Origin of the sequence: Mumia flava, from assembly GCF_002797495.1 — a bacterium.
Lineage (GTDB): Bacteria > Actinomycetota > Actinomycetes > Propionibacteriales > Nocardioidaceae > Mumia > Mumia flava.
Map to the genome: position 1 here is coordinate 1,624,388 of NZ_PGEZ01000001.1, position 18,532 is coordinate 1,642,919.

The window sequence follows — 18,532 nt, forward strand, 5'->3', positions numbered from 1 at the left end:
GAAGAAGACGCATCATGTCCGACTTTCCCTGGGCCGACCTCGCCCTGAACCTGCTCCTCAGCGCCGTCGCCGTCGTCGTGCTGATGGGCCTCGTCATGGCCACGGCCATCCGGATCAAGAACCAGTCGATCATCGACATCGTCTGGGGTCCGGGCTTCGTCGTCGTCGCCGTGGTCTCCTACCTGGCCTCGGCCTCCTCGGACGGCGACGACGCCCGCCGACTCGTCGTGCTCGCCCTGACGGCGGTCTGGGGCCTGCGCCTCGGGATCTACATCGGCAACCGCAACCGCGGCCACGGCGAGGACAAGCGCTACACGGCGCTGATGCGGCACCAGACCGGCTCGCTCGTCGGCTTCCTGATCCGCAAGATCTACGGCCTGCAGGGCGTGCTGCTCTGGTTCATCTCCCTGCCGGTCCAGGTCGCGATGTACGAGGACGCGTCGATCGGCCTGCTCGGCGCGCTCGGCATCGCGCTGTGGCTCGTCGGCTTCTCCTTCGAGGCGATCGGCGACTGGCAGCTCGCGCGGTTCAAGGCCGACCCGGCGAACGCCGGCCGGATCATGGACCGCGGCCTGTGGGCCTGGACGCGCCACCCGAACTACTTCGGCGACGCGTGCGTGTGGTTCGGCCTGTGGATGCTCGCTCTCGGCCACCCGATCGGCATCGTCGCGGTGGTCTCGCCGATCGTCATGACGAAGCTGCTCGTGAGCTACAGCGGCAAGGCGCTGCTGGAGAAGGGCATGCGGCGCAGCAAGGGCGCGGCGTACGACGAGTACGTCGCGCGGACCAGCGGGTTCTTCCCGCGACCACCGCGGCGACGCGACGCGCTGGCCTCGGAGTCGTGATGGCGGGAACGCTCACCGGCCCGCTGCTCACGGAGGGGCCCCTGAACCGGCTGTTCACGCTCGAGCAGACCGGCACGCGCCGGTGGGTCGGCGCCAGCGACGTCGTCCCGCTGCCCCAGCTCTTCGGCGGGCAGCTCGTCGGGCAGTCGATCGTCGCGGCCGGGCACTGCGCCGGGCCGGAGACGGTCGTCCACTCGACCCACACGTCCTTCCTGCGTCCGGGGACGACAGGCTCGCCGGTCCACCTCGACGTCGAGGTGCTGCGCGAGGGCGGCCGCTCGTGCGTGCACGAGGTGCGCGCGCACCAGGACGGCCGGCTGGTCTGCCGGACCGCGGTCGCGTCCAGCGCGCCTGCCGACGGGATCGACCACGCCCGTACGACACCGGCCGTCGCGCCACCGGAGGACAGCGTCGACCTGCGGGTGCTGGCGCAGCCCGACGGTGGCCTCGGCGAGTTCTGGGAGGGCTTCACCGCGATCGAGGTCCGGGTGGCGCCGGTCGAGGAGGACGTCGTTCCGCCGCACTCGGCGACCGCCGCCCGCAACATCTGGATGCGCGCACCCCACGCGATCGGCGACGACCCCGTACGCCAGCGGGCCGCGCTCGCCTACGCCAGCGACCTCATGCTGATGGCGACTGCTGTCGCCCCGCACGGCGCGGTCACCGGGCACGAGCGCACGATGGCCGAGCAGTGGTGGGCGGTGTCGCTCGATCACGCCCTGTGGTTCCAGGGTGACGTGCGGGCGGACGAGTGGATGCTGTTCGAGCACACCACCCCGATGGCCGACGCCGGACGCGCGCTGGTCAACGCGGCGGTGTTCGGCGCGACGGGCGCGCCGATCTGCCAGGTCAGCCAGGCCGCGCTCGTTCGGCGGCGCCCGCCCGCCGCCTGAGTCGCGGCTCCTCACTCGATCCGCAGGCTGCCGTCGGCGTCGACCTCCACCGTCCGGCTCGGCGTGTACTCCACCCGGACTGCCGTCTCACGGCCGGCGGTGTCGGTGACCGCGTCCTGAAGGTCCGCGACGGCCGGCAGGGAGCCGGAGCCGGTGACCTCGACGGTGACCTCCCCGGCGGTCACGTCGACCGAGACCACGCGCAGGTTGCGGTCTCCGACCCAGTCGTCGACCACGCCGGCGACCTCGCGGTTCAGGGACGCGTCGGCGACGATGCCGGCGGACGTGAAGATCAGGGGCACGAGGACGACCATCGCGAGCGCGCCGTACGGGGCGATCGTGAGCAGGACCTGCCGCCCCTGGCGGCGGAGCACCGCCGGGTTCGCGAAGCCGCCGAGCACGAACACGACGGCGGCCGAGAGGACGATCGAGACGAAGTTCGTCATGAACAGCACGAAGGCACCGAACGCCTCGTCGACGAGTCCGGCGCCGAGGCAGATCCCGACCACGCTGAGCGGCGGGACGAGGGCGACGGCGATCGCGACACCGGCGATCGACGCCGCGACCCGCGCGTTCACGGTGGCGAACGCCCCCGCCGCGCCGGCAGCCACGGCGATCAGCAGATCGGTCAGGGTCGGGCTGACGCGCGACGAGATCTGGCTGTTCGCGTCGAGACTGATCAGCGGCGGAGCCCAGCGGGACAGCAGGAAGCTGATCCCGATCGCGCCGGCGGAGCCCGCCGCGACCAGCCGGGCCGAGGCCGCGGCCCGCGACGACCACCCGTTGACCAGGGCGCCCGCGAGACCGAGGATCGGCACCATCAGCGGCGCGACCAGCATCGCGCCGATCACGACCGCGGTGGAGTCCTGGAGGACGGCGAAGGTCGCGATCGCCGCACTGAGCAGCAGCATCACCCACCACGCCGTCAGCTTGTCCGCACGCTGCGGGGCCTCGAAGTACAGGGTCTCGGCCAGCTCGTCGCGGCGGGCGTCGCCGACGTCGGCGCCCCGCACCCAGCCGTCGAGCATCTCCACGACCCCGGCGTCGGTGAGGTCGATCTGTCCCGGGTGCAGGCCCGCACGCAGCCCGTAGGCGAGGAGGATCCCACCGAGGATGGTCGCTCCGATCGCGACGGCCAGCACGATGCCCTGCGAGACGACGGTGGAGGCGAAGAAGAACAGGAGTCCCGCGGCGACCATCACGAGCGATGCCGGGAGACGGTCGCGCCTGCGGCGGACCACCGCGCCGGCGAGCGCGACGGATCCACGGACGAACATGTACAGCCCGACCGCCGCGAAGATCAGGACGGTCGCCTCGGCCGGTGCCACGATCACGACGAAGCCGGTCACGAGCACGAACGGGGCCCGGAGCCCGGCGCGCCACCGGGACCGGTTCAGGCGGCCCCACCGGCCCGTGGCCGCGTACACGCCGTCCACCAGGCCGACGCCGCAGAGGACGACCCCGAGCACGATCTCGATGGTCGTCACGCTCACGGCTGGAAGCCCCAGGACCAGCAGGCCGGCGAGGACGAGGATCGACCCCCACGCGGTCGCGGGGTTGGTGCTCGCCACCAGACCCGCGCGGGCCCGGTCCAACCGGGACGGCTCCGGCGCGTCGGGGTCGGAGGTCATGCCTTCTTATACACCGGCTCCGCCGGTGTCACGCGGACCGGCGAGCCCTGACGGCGGCACCGATGTCACCGGAACCGTACCGTCTTGTTCGTCTCGATGTGGGGCTGAACAAGTTCCGGTGCGAGGAACTCGTTCAGGGCTCCTCGCTGAACCCACCCGCGCGCAGCTCGACCCCGATCGTCGAGGCCACGGACTCCACCGCGCCGGGCAGGTCCGTCACCTCCGCCACCCGGGCCCGCGGGCCCGAGTCGGGCCGGGGCGTACGGGCCCAGCCCGGACCGCCGAGCAGGACGGTCAGCTCCCCGGACGCCGCGTCGACGAGATCGCGCAGCACGTCCGGGTCGCGGTACGGCATCGACGCCCAGACGAAGACCACGCACGGCTGGGTCCGGGCGACCTCGGAGACCAGCGAGCGTGCCGGGGTCCGAGCGCCCAGCATGCGGCAGCCGATCCGTTGCTGGGCCAGGGCCGCCTCGAGCGCGGCGAGGGGCAGCGCGTGCTGCTCCTCCTCGGCGCTCGCCAGCAGCACCTCGTGCGACCGCGCCGCCTGGACCGCACCGAGGTCGCGGGCCGCCAGGGCCGTACAGGTCCGCAGCACGGACGTGATGACCTCCGAGGCCAGGTGCTCCCCGGCGATCCCGAAGTCCGGGTCGCGCCAGCGCTCTCCGATCGCGCGCAGCAGCGGCACCAGGATCTCGTCCCATGCGCGCAGGGCCCCGCGCTGGGCGGCCACCCGGGTGACGTGGCGGCGCAGGGTCGCGGCGTCGTGCCGCTGGGCCGCTGCCAGGAGGACCGCCACGAGCTCGGCGTTCGCCTGGTCCTTGCCGGAGCTGATGATCAGCGGCCCGGCCGACCCACGGCTGCCGCGCGCCGCCTCCGCTGCGTCGCGCGGCTGCATGCCGTCGCGCACGAGGCGAGCCATCAGGCCGAGCACGGCGAGGTCGTCCTCGGAGTAGCGCCGGTGCCCGCCGGCGCTGCGGGCCGAGGGTCCGAGACCGTAGCGGCGCTCCCAGGTCCGCAGGGTCGCCGCCGGCAACCCCAGACGCGCCGCTGCGTCGCGAACGCTGGTGGTCCCCTGGGTCGGCATCCGAGTCCCTCCCGGTGCCCGCGCAGCGCCCGCTGCCGACACCGTCCTGGTCGTGCATCGGTTCTCAGCGTATCAAGTTATTCACTTGGGCTGGACAGTTGAAGAAGTTTTCGTCTATGTTCATGAACAGCACGACACCGGACATCCCGGAGCTCGCCGAAACGGTCGGCGATTTGAGACTCCCCCCAGAGGAGGAACCATGTCCACCATCTCTCGTCTCCCCGCTCCGATCCTGGACTCCTACGAGTGGCAGTTCGACGCCGCCTGCAGCGGCGTCGACACCGAGGAGTTCTTCAGCCCCGAGGACGAGCGCGGCGCCGCCCGCGCCGAGCGCGAGGCTCGCGCCAAGACGTTCTGCGCCGGCTGCCCCGTCGTCCAGCAGTGCCTCGAGCACGCGATCAAGGTCCGCGAGCCGTACGGCGTGTGGGGCGGACTGAACCCGCGCGAGCGCCAGCTCTACGCCCGGGGCCAGCGCGACGTCGTCCGCATCGGCGAGACCGAGGCGGATCCCGCGCAGCACACCCCCGCGGCCTGAGGGGCCGTGTCCCGGGGTCCGGGTGGGCGGCCGTTACGCACGGCCGTCCACCCGGACCCCGAGGCCAGCGGAACTCGCGTCCCGCGCGGCGCGACTACTCGTCCCCGAACGCCACGGTGACGACCCGCTTCGTCGCCTTGACCCGCGCGAGCGCGTTGCGCAGGCCTGTACGACCGCCTGCCGACAGCCGGTAGCGGGTCAGGGCCTTGTTGATGGTCGCGATCTCCTTCGTGTACCCGGCGATGGTGTCGGCCATCGAGTCGGGATAATCGGCGCCGGCACCCTCGGGCGGCAGCCCGATCACGCGGGCGATCATCGCGTCGCGTCGCCGGTGGGGCCAGTAGAGCGTCGCCCGCAGCGCCTGCACGACCTTCGGGTGAGTCTTCATCCCGGCGAACATCGTGGCGGCGTCGATGCTGATCCGGCGCTGGAGACCCAGGGCGGCGAGCACCGCCGGCGGACCTGGCGGGTCGTCGCTCTCCGGGTCCGTCGGCGGCTTGCCGATCAGGGCGAGCGCTGCCACGTGCGCCCGACCGCTGTTGACGCGGACACGCTTCAGCGACGCGTTCGCCTTCGCGTACCGGCGCTTCTTCAGCTGGGCGCGCGCGTCGGCCAGTGCGCTCTTCGCTCGCGCGACGGGCGTCGCCACCGTGGGACTTGCGGCTGCGGGCAGCAGCGCGGTCGGGTTCGGCGAGGCCGACGCGCTCCCGGCGGGCGCGACGAGCGCCAGCACGAGCGCGAGTGCCGCGACCAGTCCGGCGGCACCGCGCAGGCGCGGGAGGGACGGGGTGGGTCGGGTGGCTGCAACGGACATGGGATCCTCCTCGGAACGCACGAACGACCGGTGTGCCGGTCCTGGCAGGTCCACGGTCGCTCCGATCGACCGCGACGTCAGCGGCGCTCGACCCGGGTCCCGCCGAGCTCCGGCCGGACCCGCGTTCGGCACGGGGCCGACGGTGCGGACGACCAGGGACTCGTACGGGTGACCGAGGCGCGCGAGGACGATCCGGGACGCGCCCGCCGTGCTTCGACCCCCCGAGGTGAACGACACTTACCCCGTACGACCGCCGCGCGACCCGGATGGTGACGAACGATGACGAATCCCGCTGCCGAGACGAAGGACGATCACCTGGCGACCCTCCGCGAGGTCGAGCAGCGGGTCCTGTGGCTCTCGACGGCGATCATCGACCACGCGAACCGGGTCCGACCGAACGAGAGCGGCCTCAAGGTCGGCGGCCACCAGGCGTCGTCGGCGTCGATGACGACGATCATGACCGCGCTGTGGTTCGAGCACCTGCGTGCCGAGGACCGGGTCTCGGTCAAGCCGCACGCGTCACCGGTCCTGCACGCGATCAACTACCTGCTCGGCGAGCTCGACGAGGAGTACCTCACGACCCTGCGCGCCTTCGGCGGGCTGCAGAGCTACCCGAGCCGCGCCAAGGACCCCGATCCGGTCGACTACTCCACCGGCTCGGTCGGCATCGGCGCGACGGCACCGATCTGGGGCGCGCTCGCCCGGCGCTACGTCGCCTCCCGCGAGCCCGTGGTCGGCTCGGGCCGGCAGTACTCGCTGCTCGGCGACGCCGAGCTCGACGAGGGCGCGATCTGGGAGGCGATCCTCGACCCGATGGTCACCGACCTCGGGGAGATCTGCTGGATCGTCGACCTCAACCGCCAGTCGCTCGACCGCGTCGTGCCCAACATCGGGGCGACCCGGCTGCAGGGCATGTTCGAGGCGGCGGGCTGGCAGGTCCTCACGATCAAGTACGGCGCCATCCTCGAGGACCTCTTCACCCGCCCGGGCGGCGACGCGTTGCGGACGCGGATCGACACGATGCTCAACCCGGAGTACCAGCGCCTGCTCCGCTGCACGCCCGAGCAGCTGCGCGAGCGTCTGCCCGGCGACGGCGCAGGCGCGGAGGAGATCCGCCGCCTGATCGCGACGCTGGACGACGACACGCTGTACGCGGCGGTGCGCAACCTGGGCGGCCACGACCTCTCGGCCGTATCCGACGCGTTCGACGCGATCGCCGACGACCGGCCGACCGTGATCTTCGCGTACACGATCAAGGGCCGCGGCCTGTCGTCGGAGGGCCACCCGCAGAACCACTCCTCGCTCCTCAACGAGGCCCAGATGCGCGACCTGGCACAGGTCAGCGGCACCTCGCTGGACGCGCCGTGGCAGCGCTTCGACAGCACGTCGAAGGCCGGCCTGCTGTGCGAGCAGGCAGCCGCACGGCTCCACCGGACCCCCGTGCCCTCCGTCCCGGCGCCGACCCTGCCGACCGACTTCGGTCGTACGCCGTCGGGGCGCGCGACGACGCAGGCCGCGCTCGGTCGTACGCTGCTCGACCTCACGCGCAGCGCTCCGGAGGCCGCGAGCCGGGTCGTGACGCTCTCACCGGACGTGTCCTCGTCGACGAACCTCGGCGGCTGGGTCAACAAGGTCGGCGTCTGGTCGTCGAGCGAGCGGCGCGACTGGTTCGACGACGACCCGGAGACGATCCTGCACTGGCGCGAGCAGCCAACCGGCCAGCACGTCGAGCTCGGCATCGCCGAGGTCAACCTCGTCGGCCTGCTCGGCGAGCTCGGGGCGACCTGGAGCCGGTGGGGTCAGCCACTGATCCCGATCGGGGTGCTCTACGACCCGTTCGTCGAGCGGGCGCTGGAGCCGTGGTCGTTCGGGATCTACGCCGGCGGCCAGTCGATCCTGGTCGGCACCCCGTCCGGCGTCACCCTCGGCCCCGAGGGAGGGGCGCACCAGTCGATCACGAGCCCGTCGGTCGGCCTCGAGCAGCCCGGCTGCACGACGTACGAGCCGGCGTTCGCGATCGACGTCGAGTGGACGCTGCTCGCCGCGATGGCGCAGATCGGGCGGCCCGACGGCACCTCGGCGTACCTGCGGCTGTCGACCCGTCCCGTCGACCAGAAGCTCGCGGCCGTTCCCACCGACCCGGCCGCCCGGGAGCGCCGACGCAGACAGGCGGTGGCGGGCGCGTACCCGATCCGCCGCACCGAGGACACGCCCGCCCTCACGATCGCGGCGATGGGAGCGATGATGCCGGAGGCGCTCGCCGCCGCCGAGCGGCTCGAGGCCGGGGGCACCGCCGTCGACGTCGTGTGCGTGACCAGCCCGGGCCTGCTCTTCGACGCGGTGCAGGCCCGTGCGGGCAGCGGTGACGCACCGACCTGGGTCCTCGATGCCGCGTTTCCCGCGCATCGAGCCGCGCCACTGCTGACGGTGCTCGACGGTCACCCCCACACGCTCGCGTTCCTGGCCGGCATCAACGGCGTGCGGGCGAAGCACCTGGGCGTCACGCGGTTCGGCCAGTCCGGTGACCTGGACGACGTCTACCGCCACCACGGGATCGACGCGGACAGCGTGGTCGCGGCGGGGCTCGACCTGCTGTGAGCCGACCTGAGTCCGAGCTCCGGGGCTAGTGGGCGACGCTCTTCAACGCGATCACGACCAGCGCCAGGACCGACAGCGACAGCACCGCCAGCACCTTGCGGAACGGCGACGCGGAGGTCCGGCGCACCCCGGACCACACGATCAGCGCAAGCGTGACGACCAGGACGTCCACCGACACCGTGAGCGCCGTGTCGAGGTCCCACCAGTCCCAGCCCGCCAGGACGATGACCAGGATCGGGACGACGAGTGCGGAGAGCGCCCCGGCAGCGACCTTCGTCATGCGGCCCAGGTGCTCGCGCGACAGCGACTCGCCGTACACGAAGACATGGGCGATCACCTCGGCGGCACTGGTCGCCAGGACGGTGCCGATCCCGGTGATCGCCAGAGTGGCGGCGACCGACCCCGGCGACAGCCCTTCGGCGTGCAGGCTCAGCGTGTAGAGCACAGCGATCGACGTGAACGTCACGTAGATGCGCTCACGGAGGCGTTCGACCGCCAGCCCCTTCATGTGCGGCGTAACAGCGCCCGCCGAGGGTCTGCGCACTCCTGCTCTCCTCACCTCGGGGTCACCAGCGGCAGGAAGATCGTGTCGACGATCTCCTCGAGCACGGGCTCAGGCACCGGCCGCAGCGTGCTCAGCACCTCGTTGCGGAACAGATCGAGAGGCAGCGCGGCGATCCGCGGGGTCAGGCGTTCCGGGTCGACCTCGCCCCGCTCGAGCGCGCGGACGAACATCGGCTGCCCGATCCCCCACGGACTGTCCTCGCGTCGCGTCTCCGATCGCAGGTCCACGAGGCGAGTCTCCGTCTCGTGGAAGAAGGCCCCGAGCTGGGCGCTGATCAGCCCGACCAACTCCACCCGGGTCTCGTTCGCGTAGCGGAGGCTGGCGAGCACGTCGCCGCGCAGACTCCCGGTGTCGGGCTCGTGCCGCGGCAGCTGGTCGATCGCATGGCGGACGGCCGCGCGCGTCAGCTCCTGCTTGTCGGCCCACCTCCGGTAGAGCACCGGTTTGCTGGTGCCGGCGCGCTCGGCGACGCCGTCGACGGTGAAGGCGGCGTAGCCCCGCTCGGCGAGCTCGGCCCATGCAGCATCCAGCAGCGCCCTCTCCAGCTCCTCGCCCCGGCGTCTCGTCACGTCTCGCACCTCACACTAGGAAACTGTTGCGTATCTTAACACGCGAGCGTAGCGTGCCTTTAAGAAACGATTCAGTATCTACAAGGAGGCGCGCACCATGACCACACCCCTCGCACCCGACGACGCAGGGCCGGCGCCGACCGCCGTCGCCGACGTCGCCGCACCCGAGCGTGGCGGCATCCCCGCCGACGTCTGGCGCCTCGCGATGACGCTGCTGGTCGGCGGGTTCGCCGTGGTGCTCAACACCACGCTCATCAGCATCGCCCTGCACGACCTGAGCACTCAGTTCGAGGTGTCGTTCGCCACGATCCAGTGGATCAGCACCGGCTACCTCCTGGCGCTGTTCGCCACGATCCCGATCACCGGATGGGCGCAGCGACGCTTCGGCGGCAAGCAGCTCTGGATCGCCGCGCTGCTCGTCTTCATGCTCGGTTCGATCCTCTGCGCCATCGCCTGGGACGCCACCAGCCTGATCGCGTTCCGCGTGGTGCAGGGCATCGGCGGCGGTGTGCTGATCCCGCTCATGACGACGCTCATCATGCAGGCCGCCCGCGGCCACAACCTCGGCCGCGTGATGGCCGTCGTCGGGCTGCCGGCCGCGCTCGGACCGATCCTCGGGCCGGTCCTCGGCGGCCTGATCCTCGAGGTCGCCTCCTGGCCGTGGCTCTTCCTGATCAACATCCCCTTCTGCGTGATCGGAGCCCTCCTCGCGATCACGTTCGTCCCCCGCGACACACCTGACCCGACCGCCCGCCTCGACGTCGTCGGCCTGACGCTGCTCACCCCCGGCGTCACGGGCCTCATCTACGCGTTGACCGTCGTCCCCGAGAACGGGTTCGGGAGCGCCGAGGTCCTCGTCCCGCTGCTGGCCGGGATTGCGCTCGTCACGGCGTTCGCCGTACGGGGCCTGCGTCGTGCCAAGGACAACCTCGTGGACCTGCGCCTGCTGCGGCACCGCCCGTTGGCGTCGGCCTCCGCGCTCGGCTTCCTCGTCGGCACAGCTCTCTACGGCGCCATGCTGCTGCTCCCGCTGTACTGGCAGCAGGTCCAAGGGCTCGACGCACTCGACACCGCGCTCCTGTTGATCCCCCAGGGCGTCGGCGCGCTCCTGTCGCGCACCCCGGCCGGCCGCTTGACCGATGAGCGCGGCCCGCGCTTCGTCGCGTTGACCGGGTTCGCGATCATCGCCGCCGCGACCATCCCGTTCGCGTACGTCGGCTCCGACACCAGCAACTGGCTCCTCGGTGCAGTCCTGCTGGTCCGCGGACTCGGCCTCGGGCTGGTCACCGTCCCGCTCACCAGTGCCGCGTTCGTCGGACTCGACCACCACGAGGTCCCCTCCGCGAGCATCATCACCCGGGTCACCCAGCAGCTCGGTGGATCCTTCGGCACCGCGATCTTCGCCGTCGTGCTCCAGCAGGTGATCGTCAGCGGACACGACCTGGTCGCCGCGTTCGACATCGCCTTCTGGGCAGCCGCCGCGGCCGCGCTCGTCGCGATCCCTCTCAGCTGCCTGCTGCCGGGGAAGCAGATCGTGCGAGCAACCGCCTGACGGGACGAGGAAAGGTCCTGTTCAGCGGAGATGCTGATCAGGACCTTCCCGGTCTGGAGCCGCTTGTCGGAATCGAACCGACGACCTTCTCATTACGAGTGAGACGCTCTGCCGACTGAGCTAAAGCGGCGCGGTCGCGCAGGGATCGCCCGCGGACCGGAGTCGAGTGTAGCCGAGGGGCCACACCGCTCTCAAAGCCGGGTGGACCTAGACTCGGGCAGCGTGAGCGAAGCACAGGATCCGCGAGCGAACCGCTCCGACGAGCCGTCCGCACCGTCCCCCGATCCGGCTGTGCTCGCCGAGCTCGAGGAGATGCGTTCGAGCATCGACAACATCGACGCCGCGCTCGTCCACATGCTCGCCGAGCGGTTCAAGTGCACCAAGCGCGTGGGCCGGTTGAAAGCGACGCACGACCTCCCACCGGCCGACCCGGACCGAGAGGCTCGACAGATCGAACGGCTGAGGTCGCTCGCCGTCGAGGCCGATCTCGATCCCGCCTTCGCGGAGAAGTTCCTGAACTTCATCATCAGCGAGGTCATCCGGCACCACGAGGCGTTCCGCGGCTGATGGCACGCCTCGACCTCGACGATCCGGCACTGGTCGCCTTCATGGGCGAGTACCACCTCGCGTCCCTCGCGACCGTGCGACCCGACGGGACCCCCCACCTCGTTCCGGTCGGGGTGACGTACGACGCCGAGACCCGGACTGCGCGTGTCATCACACGCGACGGGTCCGTGAAGGTCCGCACCGTCGAGTCCGCCGGGCCGGACGGTGCTCCGGTCGCGGTCAACCACGTCGACGGCGGGCAGTGGGTCACGCTGTTCGGGATCGCGCGGGTCACCCGCGACGCAGATGAGATCGCCGACGCCGTCGCGCGGTACGCCCGGCGCTATCGCCAGCCCCGCGAGAACGCGACGCGCGTGGCGATCGTCATCGACGTCGAGCGGGTCCTGGGGAACCTGCGCCCCGTGGAGTAGAGGGGCGTCTCGATCGCTCGCTCCGCTCGCGCCTCGACGAACGGGAACGGCGCCTCGGTCCGCTCGCGCCTCGACGAACGGGAAGGGCGTCTCGATCGCTCGCTCCGCTCGCGCCTCGACGAACGGGTCTGCAGGGGGGGCCGGGTCGGGCGCGGACGGGGGAGCGCGCGCCCGACCCGGGTCAGGGGTTGACGAACCTCAGCACTCGAGTCCGTCCTCCGGAACCGTACCGTCCACGAGGTACTCGTCAACTGCAGCATCGACGCAGCCGTTGCCCGCCGCGTATCCCGTGTGCCCGTCGCCGTCCCGGGTCACCAGCACACCCGAGTCCAGCTGGTCGGCGAGCGCCTCGGCCCAGGCGTACGGGGTGGCCGGGTCGCGGGTCGTCCCGACCACCAGGATCGGAGGCGCTCCGGCGGCATCGATCTCCGGAGCCGGCTCCGTGGCCTCCATCGGCCACGTCGAGCACCCGACCGCCGACCATGCGAAGGACCGTCCGAGAACGGGGGAGACGTCCTCGAACTCCGCGAGCGACTCCCGCGCCTCGTCGAGCGACACGTCGCCCGTGTCGTCCAGGCACGAGATCGCCGGGAACGCCACGGTCGAGTTGTCCGTGTAGCCGTCGGAGCCGCGCGAGAGGTACTGGTCGGCGACGAACAGCATCGTGTCCCCGTCGCCGTCCAGCCCGTCGGCCAGCGCCTCGGTCAGCACCGGCCAGGACGCCTCGTTGTACAGCGGGTACGCGACGGCGTAGAAACCCAGAGCCTCGGTCAGCGGACGGTCCGGGTCGCTGGTGGGGAGGGGGTCGTCGTCCAGGGACGCGATCAGGTCCCCGATCTCCTCCAGCCCCGCGTCGGTGTCCTCACCGAGCGGGCACCCGGCGGTCTCGACGCAGTCCGCCACGTACGCTTCGAGGGCCGTCTGGAAACCCTCGGCCTGCCCGAGGTTGACCCCTTCCGAGTCGAGCGTCGGGTCCATCGCGCCGTCGAGCACCATCCGACCGACGCGGTCCGCGAACAGCTCGGCGTACGTCGCGCCCAGCTTCGTGCCGTACGACGCACCCAGGTAGTGCAGCGCCTGGTCGTCGACGACCGCACGGAGCACGTCGAGGTCACGGGCCGCCTCGACCGTCGAGACGTGCGACGCCAGTGCCCCCGAGCCGCGCTCGCACTCCTCACCGAGCGTCTGGGACGCCTCGACCAGCGCTTGCTCCTCGGACGCGTCGTCCGGGGTCTGGTCGGTCTCGACGTACGCGTCGACCTCGGCCGTGTCGCCGCAGTCGAGGGCCGAGCTCGCACCGACCCCGCGCGGATCGAACCCCACGACGTCGAAACGGTCGGTCACCGCCTCCCCCGCGACGCGGGGAAAGTACGCCGCGTAGTCCACGCCCGAGACCCCGGGGCCGCCCGGGTTGACGAACAGCGTCCCCACCCGGTCGTCGGGCCGACCGGCGACGTGCTTGCGCAACCGCAGGGCGATCCGCTCGCCATCGGGGTTGGCGTAGTCGAGCGGGACCTCGACGTCGGCGCACTCGTCGCCGTCGCAGGAGCGCCAGTCGACCTGCTGCTCGTAGTAGGGAGCGAGCGCCGGGTCGGGAGGCGTCCGCACGTCGGCGGCCGACGAGGTCGCGGCGGCCGTCGGGTCGTCGCCACCGCGGGCGTCCTGTGCGCTGGTGCACCCCGCAACCAGGATCGCGGTCGCTGCGGCCAGCACCGCCAGTCGTCGTCCCCGCACGTGTGTCCCCTCGTCGTCGGCGACACCCACCGTATGCGAAGGGCGGTGACGGCGAAGCCCGCTGTCCACAGGGTCTCGATCCCAGGGTGAGGGTCTCGATCCTCGCTCCGCTCGGCCTCGACCACCGGTTCCGCCTCGCTCCGCTCGGGCGGTACTCGAGGCGGGGGGGCGGAGCGGGTGATCGAGAGTCGACCACCGGAAGGGTCGTCAGCCGCGCAGACCGAGCATGAGGTTCTCCAGCGCGAGCTGAGGCGCGGCATTCGCGTCGAGCGCCTCGCGACACGTCAGGATCGCGTCCATGCGGGCCAGCGTCTCCTCGGGCGAGAAGGTCGTGGCGACTGTGGCCACCTCGCGTTGGACGTCGGCGTTGACCAGGGCCGCCCCCTCCGCGGTCTGGGTCGCGAGCACGTCACGGTAGTAGGCGAGCAGCTGCAGCAGGACGCCGTCGATCGAGTCGCGGGCGATCCGGGTCCGCCGACGCTTCTGCTCCTTCTCGAGGCTCGCGAGCCTGCCGGCGTACCCGGCCGGGCGACGCCCACGCTCCTCCACGCCGAACTCCATCCGCAGCGCCTCGCGCTCGGACTCCTCGAGCCGCTCGGCCACCTCGTCGGCCTGGGCCTGCGCCGTCCCGCTGATCGTGGCGGCCGCGTCCAGGCAGGCGCCGATCGACGTGAGCGAGCCCGGGATCGCCAGGACGTCGGCTCGCCGCTTGCGCGCCGCCTCGTCGGTCGCCAGCGCCCGCGCCCGGCCGACGTGGCCCTGCGAGGCCCGCGCCGCCTCGAGCGCACGGCCCGGGTCGATCCCGTCGCGCCGGGCCAGCATCGCCGCGATCGCCTCGGCGGGCGGTGTCCGCAGGACCACCTGCCGCGACCGCGAGCGGATCGTCACGATCACGTCCTCCGACGTCGGCGCGCAGAGCATCCAGACCGTACGGGGCGGTGGCTCCTCGAGGCTCTTCAGAAGCGCGTCGGCGGCCTTCTCGGTCAACCGGTCGGCATCCTCGACGACGACGACCTGCCACCGGCCCTCGGACGGGCGCATCGCCGCGAGGCGGACCTGGTCGCGCACCTCCGCGACGTCGATGCTGAGGCCGTCCGTGCGCACCAGCGAGACGTCCGGGTGCGCGCCCGACAATGCCGTCCGGCACGCGTGGCACGCGCCGCACCCCCCGGACTCGCACTGGAGGGCGGCGGCGAATGCACGGGCGGCGTTGGACCGCCCGGACCCCGGCGGACCGGTGAACAGCCAGGCGTGCGTCATCGCGGTCCCCCGGCCGCCCTCGAGCCGCTCGGACGCGGACGCGACCGCCCCGCGCAGGGTCTCGACGACCCCCTCCTGCCCGACCAGGTCGTCGAACACGCTCATCGCGGCGACTCCGGGCCCGTACGCTCGCCGCCGTCGTCCTCGCTGCGTGACCCGTCCGTGCCGTCGCCGCGTGACCCGTCCGTGCCGTGGCCGCCGTCGTCCGTGCGCTCGGCGTCGTCCGACCGGGCGGCGATCGCCGGGTGCACGAGGCCCAGCAGCGGGCGCACGCGCTCGAGGACCTCGTCCGCGATCGCCACCACGCTGCGGTCGGCGGAGACGACGAGGTAGTGGTTGCGGTCGCTCTCGGCGAGGTCCAGGAAGGTGTCACGCACCCGCGCGTGGAACTCCTTCGGCTCCGCCTCGAGCCGGTCGGCCACCTCGAAGCGCGACCGACCGACCGACGGGTCCACGTCGAGCAGCACGGTCAGGTGCGGGCGGAGCTGGCGGGTCGACCAGCGCGCGACCCGCTCGACCTCCTCACGGTCGAGCGCACGGCCGCCCGCCTGGTACGCGAGGGTCGAGTCGACGTAGCGGTCGCACACGACCACGTCACCGCGCTCGAGGGCGGGGAGGACCACCGCGTCGACGTGCTCGGCCTTGTCCGCGGCGTACAGCAGGACCTCCGTGCGCGGCGACAGGTCGCCCGTCGCCGGGTCGAGCACGATCTGGCGCAGCGTGCGGCCGACGTCGGTCGCACCGGGCTCACGGGTGAGGAGGACGCGGTAGCCCTCGGCCTGGAGCGCGTCGACCAGCATCCGTGCCTGCGTCGACTTGCCGGCACCCTCACCGCCCTCGAACGCGACGAACAGCCCGTGCTCCGGGTAGACCGGGGCCAGTCCCGGGCGCTGGCGGACCTCGGAGAGCAGCGACAACCCGACCCGGTCGTTCATCTGCCGGAACGAGACCGCGCCGAAGAGGAACGCCACGACCGCGGCGATGAGGATCGTGATCTCCGAGCCCGTGTAGGTGTAGTCCCCCAGCTCACGCATCTCGATCGTGTGCGAGCCGATCACGCCGGCGACCAGCGGCGCGACCGCCAGCACCGCCGACAGCACGAGCCGCACCAGCGACGCGACGAACGCGAACGTGCGCCCTCGCATCTCCTCGTCGACCTCGAGCCCGAGCAGCGTGTAGCCGGTGATCCACGAGACCCCCGCGCAGAACCCGACGATCGTCACCAGGATCGCGACCAGCGCCATGTTGTGGATCACGGCGACGACCGCGAGCGCGACGCCCGCTCCCATCAGACCGACCCCGAAGATCCGTCGGCGACTGACCTGCTCGAGCACGCGCGGCCCGCGCCACATCCCGAGCCCGAGGCCGAGGAAGACGCAGCCGAAGAGCAGACCGTAGCCCGGGTCGCCCGCGCCCAGGTCACCGACGAACACACGACCGAGGCCGATCACGACCCCGCCGCAGGCGAACGCGCCCACGATCCCCAGCACCAGCCCTCGAACCAGCGGGGTGCGGAACACGTACGCCCAGCCCTGGCCGATCGTGCGCCACAGGCCGACCTGCTCGTCCTCCGGCACCGCCGACCCGGCGGGCATGTCGCGGAGCCCGAGGAAGATCAGGCCTCCGATCGCGAAGGCGATCGCGACCAGGTAGAGGGTCGGGTCGACCGCGGGCAGCTCGACCGGTGTGAGGCCGTCGATGAAGCGGGTCGCGGTCGTCGCCACGATGAACAGCGCCGCAGCGGGCAGCGCCGACCCGTACGTCGTGGCGAGGTTGAGGCGGTTGGCGTCGTCGAGGTGGGCCCGCGGCACGAGCGTGGGGACGGTCGCGTCCTTCGTCGGCATCCACACGGCGTTGACGGCCTCGATCAGGACGGTCGCCGCGAGCAGCCACCACAGCGTCCCGACCAGCGGGATGCTCGCGAAGATCACGGCGCGCAGCAGCAGCCCGGTGGTGAGCACGAGCCGGCGGTCCAGCCGGTCGGCGACGTAGCCGCCGAACGGTCCGATGACGAGCGCGGGGGCGAGCCGGGCGAACAGGACGCCCGCGATCGCGAAGTTCTTCCCGGCGTAGCCGCCGGTGGCGATGTCGTTGGCGTAGGCCGTCAGCGCGAGCAGGCCGATCCAGTCCGCCAGCGAGGCCACGCCGAGCGCCGCCCAGAACCGGCGGAACACCCTGATGCCGAGCACCAGGCGGATGCCGTTGACGTCGTTGTCGTCGGAGCTCCCGGGGTGATACGCCACCGGCTCAGCCTAGCGATCGCCCCTGTCAGTCGGCGTCGGCGGCACCGGCGGTGTCGCGAGGAGACTCCTCACCGGGCCACCGCACCTCTGCCACGAGCAGCGCGACGCACACGATGCCGCTGATCAGCTACGGCACCGCTGCGTACGTCGACGCGAGCACGACGACGATCGCGACCGCGTACCGTGCCGCCTCCGCGCCCGACGGTGCGTGCGGGCGCACGGTCACGGCCCACAGCGCCGCCAGCAGGACCGCGAGCGGGATCGTCAGCGCCGCGGCGGTCTGCACCTCGGAGGCGTGCGCGTGGTGGGTCCAGTGGTCGACGCGGACCGCGAGACCCGCCCCGAGCGCCGCCGCGGCGGCGAAGATGAAGTAGTGCCCGAACCCCCACAGGTACTCGACGCCGGTCCCGAGGTACCGGACGCGGCTGAGGAAGGCGGCGGAGTCCCGCGCGAAGTACAGCCACCAGGCACTGAACACGATCAGCACCCCGCCCGCGACGACACCGACCAGCGCGGCGTCGACCTCGCGCTCGTCGAGCGCCTGCTGGATCGCGACGGTCGTCGACAGGATCGTCTCGCCGAGCACGATGATGTAGAAGAGCCCGTACCGCTCGGCGATGTGGTGCGGGTGCCACGGCGTCTGCCCCGAGCGCTCCGCCCACACCGGCACCGCGAGCTCGCAGGCGACGAGCACGAGGAACAGCGGCACGTCGAGCGAGTGCGGGACGAAGAGGTACGCGATCCACAGCACCTGCACCGCGCTGATCCCCGCGGCGTAGTGCCGGCACGTGGTGGCGCGCTCCGGGTCGCCGGCCGCGGCGCGCATCCACTGCGCGACCAGCCCGAGGCGCATGATCACGTAGCCTGCGACGCCGAGGACGAACTCTCCCTCGAACATGCGGGGGATGCCCGCGGCGAGCACGAGCGAGCCGAAGATCTGCAGCAGCGTGAGGACGCGGTAGGCGGCGCCGTCGTCGTCGTAGGCCGAGGCGAACCACGCGAAGTTCAACCACGTCCACCAGATCGCGAAGAAGACCAGCCCGAAGTGCCCGACGCCCTCGATCAGGTGGCCCTCGGACCCCGCGTGGTGGAGCGCGGTCGCGGCCTGGGCGACCGCCACCACGAAGCACAGGTCGGTGAAGAGCTCCAGCGGGGTGGCGGAGCGGTGCCCCTCAGCGGGATCGCGTGGTCTCAGGACGCTGATCAGCGGTGTCGTCACGCGCTCAGCA

16 protein-coding genes and 1 tRNA gene are annotated in these 18,532 nt (G+C 72.0%); 7 read left to right on the top strand and 10 right to left on the bottom strand.

Annotation, left to right across the window (positions count from 1 at the left end):
• The first annotated feature begins 14 nt into the window (after positions 1-14).
• Together CLV56_RS07735 and CLV56_RS07740 are read left to right on the top strand one after the other, a co-directional pair.
• Entirely contained in the window at positions 15-845 is an 831-nt protein-coding gene (locus CLV56_RS07735; RefSeq protein ID WP_039350566.1) for a DUF1295 domain-containing protein, read from the top strand.
• Entirely contained in the window at positions 845-1,738 is an 894-nt protein-coding gene (locus CLV56_RS07740) for an acyl-CoA thioesterase (protein ID WP_039350563.1), read from the top strand. The genes CLV56_RS07735 and CLV56_RS07740 overlap by 1 nt, the downstream gene beginning before the upstream one ends.
• Before the next feature lie 11 nt (positions 1,739-1,749).
• Here the strand turns inward: CLV56_RS07740 and CLV56_RS07745 are convergent, their stop codons facing one another.
• Together CLV56_RS07745 and CLV56_RS07750 are read right to left on the bottom strand one after the other, a co-directional pair.
• The gene (locus CLV56_RS07745) at positions 1,750-3,369 is read right to left on the bottom strand and encodes a DUF389 domain-containing protein (RefSeq protein WP_100414635.1); all 1,620 of its coding nucleotides are present in this window, start codon (positions 3,367-3,369) and stop codon (positions 1,750-1,752) included.
• 133 nt (positions 3,370-3,502) lie between these two features.
• Positions 3,503-4,456: a MerR family transcriptional regulator gene (locus CLV56_RS07750; RefSeq protein WP_100414636.1), complete on the bottom strand. Its 954-nt coding sequence runs from the start codon at positions 4,454-4,456 to the stop codon at positions 3,503-3,505.
• Between the two features lie 199 nt (positions 4,457-4,655).
• On the opposite strand from CLV56_RS07750, the gene CLV56_RS07755 reads away from it, so the two are divergent.
• Complete coding sequence (locus tag CLV56_RS07755; RefSeq protein ID WP_039350560.1) at positions 4,656-4,991, top strand: WhiB family transcriptional regulator; 336 nt, start codon at positions 4,656-4,658, stop codon at positions 4,989-4,991.
• A gap of 94 nt (positions 4,992-5,085) precedes the next feature.
• Here CLV56_RS07755 and CLV56_RS07760 read toward each other — a convergent pair whose 3' ends face one another.
• Complete coding sequence (locus tag CLV56_RS07760) at positions 5,086-5,805, bottom strand: hypothetical protein (protein ID WP_039350557.1); 720 nt, start codon at positions 5,803-5,805, stop codon at positions 5,086-5,088.
• 279 nt (positions 5,806-6,084) lie between these two features.
• Here CLV56_RS07760 and CLV56_RS07765 point away from each other — a divergent pair, with 279 nt between their 5' ends.
• Positions 6,085-8,403 carry a transketolase-like TK C-terminal-containing protein gene (locus tag CLV56_RS07765; RefSeq protein ID WP_100414638.1) on the top strand — a complete coding sequence of 773 codons (2,319 nt, stop codon included), beginning with the start codon at positions 6,085-6,087 and terminating at the stop codon, positions 8,401-8,403.
• 25 nt (positions 8,404-8,428) lie between these two features.
• On the opposite strand, the gene CLV56_RS07770 is transcribed toward CLV56_RS07765, so the two are convergent.
• Positions 8,429-8,947: a hypothetical protein gene (locus CLV56_RS07770; protein ID WP_157805106.1), complete on the bottom strand. Its 519-nt coding sequence runs from the start codon at positions 8,945-8,947 to the stop codon at positions 8,429-8,431.
• 11 nt (positions 8,948-8,958) lie between these two features.
• The gene (locus CLV56_RS07775; protein WP_039350555.1) at positions 8,959-9,537 is read right to left on the bottom strand and encodes a TetR/AcrR family transcriptional regulator; all 579 of its coding nucleotides are present in this window, start codon (positions 9,535-9,537) and stop codon (positions 8,959-8,961) included.
• Between the two features lie 97 nt (positions 9,538-9,634).
• Here CLV56_RS07775 and CLV56_RS07780 point away from each other — a divergent pair, with 97 nt between their 5' ends.
• Positions 9,635-11,089: an MDR family MFS transporter gene (locus tag CLV56_RS07780; protein WP_039350552.1), complete on the top strand. Its 1,455-nt coding sequence runs from the start codon at positions 9,635-9,637 to the stop codon at positions 11,087-11,089.
• Positions 11,090-11,143: 54 nt separating this feature from the next.
• Here CLV56_RS07780 and CLV56_RS07785 read toward each other — a convergent pair.
• Positions 11,144-11,219, bottom strand: a tRNA-Thr gene (locus tag CLV56_RS07785).
• 161 nt (positions 11,220-11,380) lie between these two features.
• Here CLV56_RS07785 and CLV56_RS07790 point away from each other — a divergent pair.
• Both CLV56_RS07790 and CLV56_RS07795 read left to right on the top strand, forming a co-directional pair.
• Complete coding sequence (locus CLV56_RS07790; RefSeq protein ID WP_039350707.1) at positions 11,381-11,656, top strand: chorismate mutase; 276 nt, start codon at positions 11,381-11,383, stop codon at positions 11,654-11,656.
• Positions 11,656-12,066 carry a pyridoxamine 5'-phosphate oxidase family protein gene (locus tag CLV56_RS07795; protein ID WP_039350544.1) on the top strand — a complete coding sequence of 137 codons (411 nt, stop codon included), beginning with the start codon at positions 11,656-11,658 and terminating at the stop codon, positions 12,064-12,066. Before CLV56_RS07790 ends, CLV56_RS07795 begins: the two co-directional genes overlap by 1 nt.
• Positions 12,067-12,264: 198 nt before the next feature.
• On the opposite strand, the gene CLV56_RS07800 is transcribed toward CLV56_RS07795, so the two are convergent.
• The 4 genes from CLV56_RS07800 to CLV56_RS07815 all read right to left on the bottom strand — a co-directional run bounded on the left by CLV56_RS07800 (position 12,265) and on the right by CLV56_RS07815 (position 18,522).
• Entirely contained in the window at positions 12,265-13,800 is a 1,536-nt protein-coding gene (locus tag CLV56_RS07800) for an alpha/beta hydrolase (protein ID WP_039350704.1), read from the bottom strand.
• A 207-nt stretch (positions 13,801-14,007) separates the two neighbouring features.
• Positions 14,008-15,165, bottom strand: a complete 1,158-nt coding sequence (locus CLV56_RS07805; RefSeq protein ID WP_039350542.1) for a DNA polymerase III subunit delta' — start codon at positions 15,163-15,165, stop codon at positions 14,008-14,010.
• Positions 15,162-17,303, bottom strand: a complete 2,142-nt coding sequence (gene tmk / locus CLV56_RS07810) for a dTMP kinase (protein WP_100414640.1) — start codon at positions 17,301-17,303, stop codon at positions 15,162-15,164. Before tmk ends, CLV56_RS07805 begins: the two co-directional genes overlap by 4 nt.
• 127 nt (positions 17,304-17,430) lie before the next feature.
• Positions 17,431-18,522: a low temperature requirement protein A gene (locus CLV56_RS07815; RefSeq protein WP_245857693.1), complete on the bottom strand. Its 1,092-nt coding sequence runs from the start codon at positions 18,520-18,522 to the stop codon at positions 17,431-17,433.
• Positions 18,523-18,532: the final 10 nt, after the last annotated feature.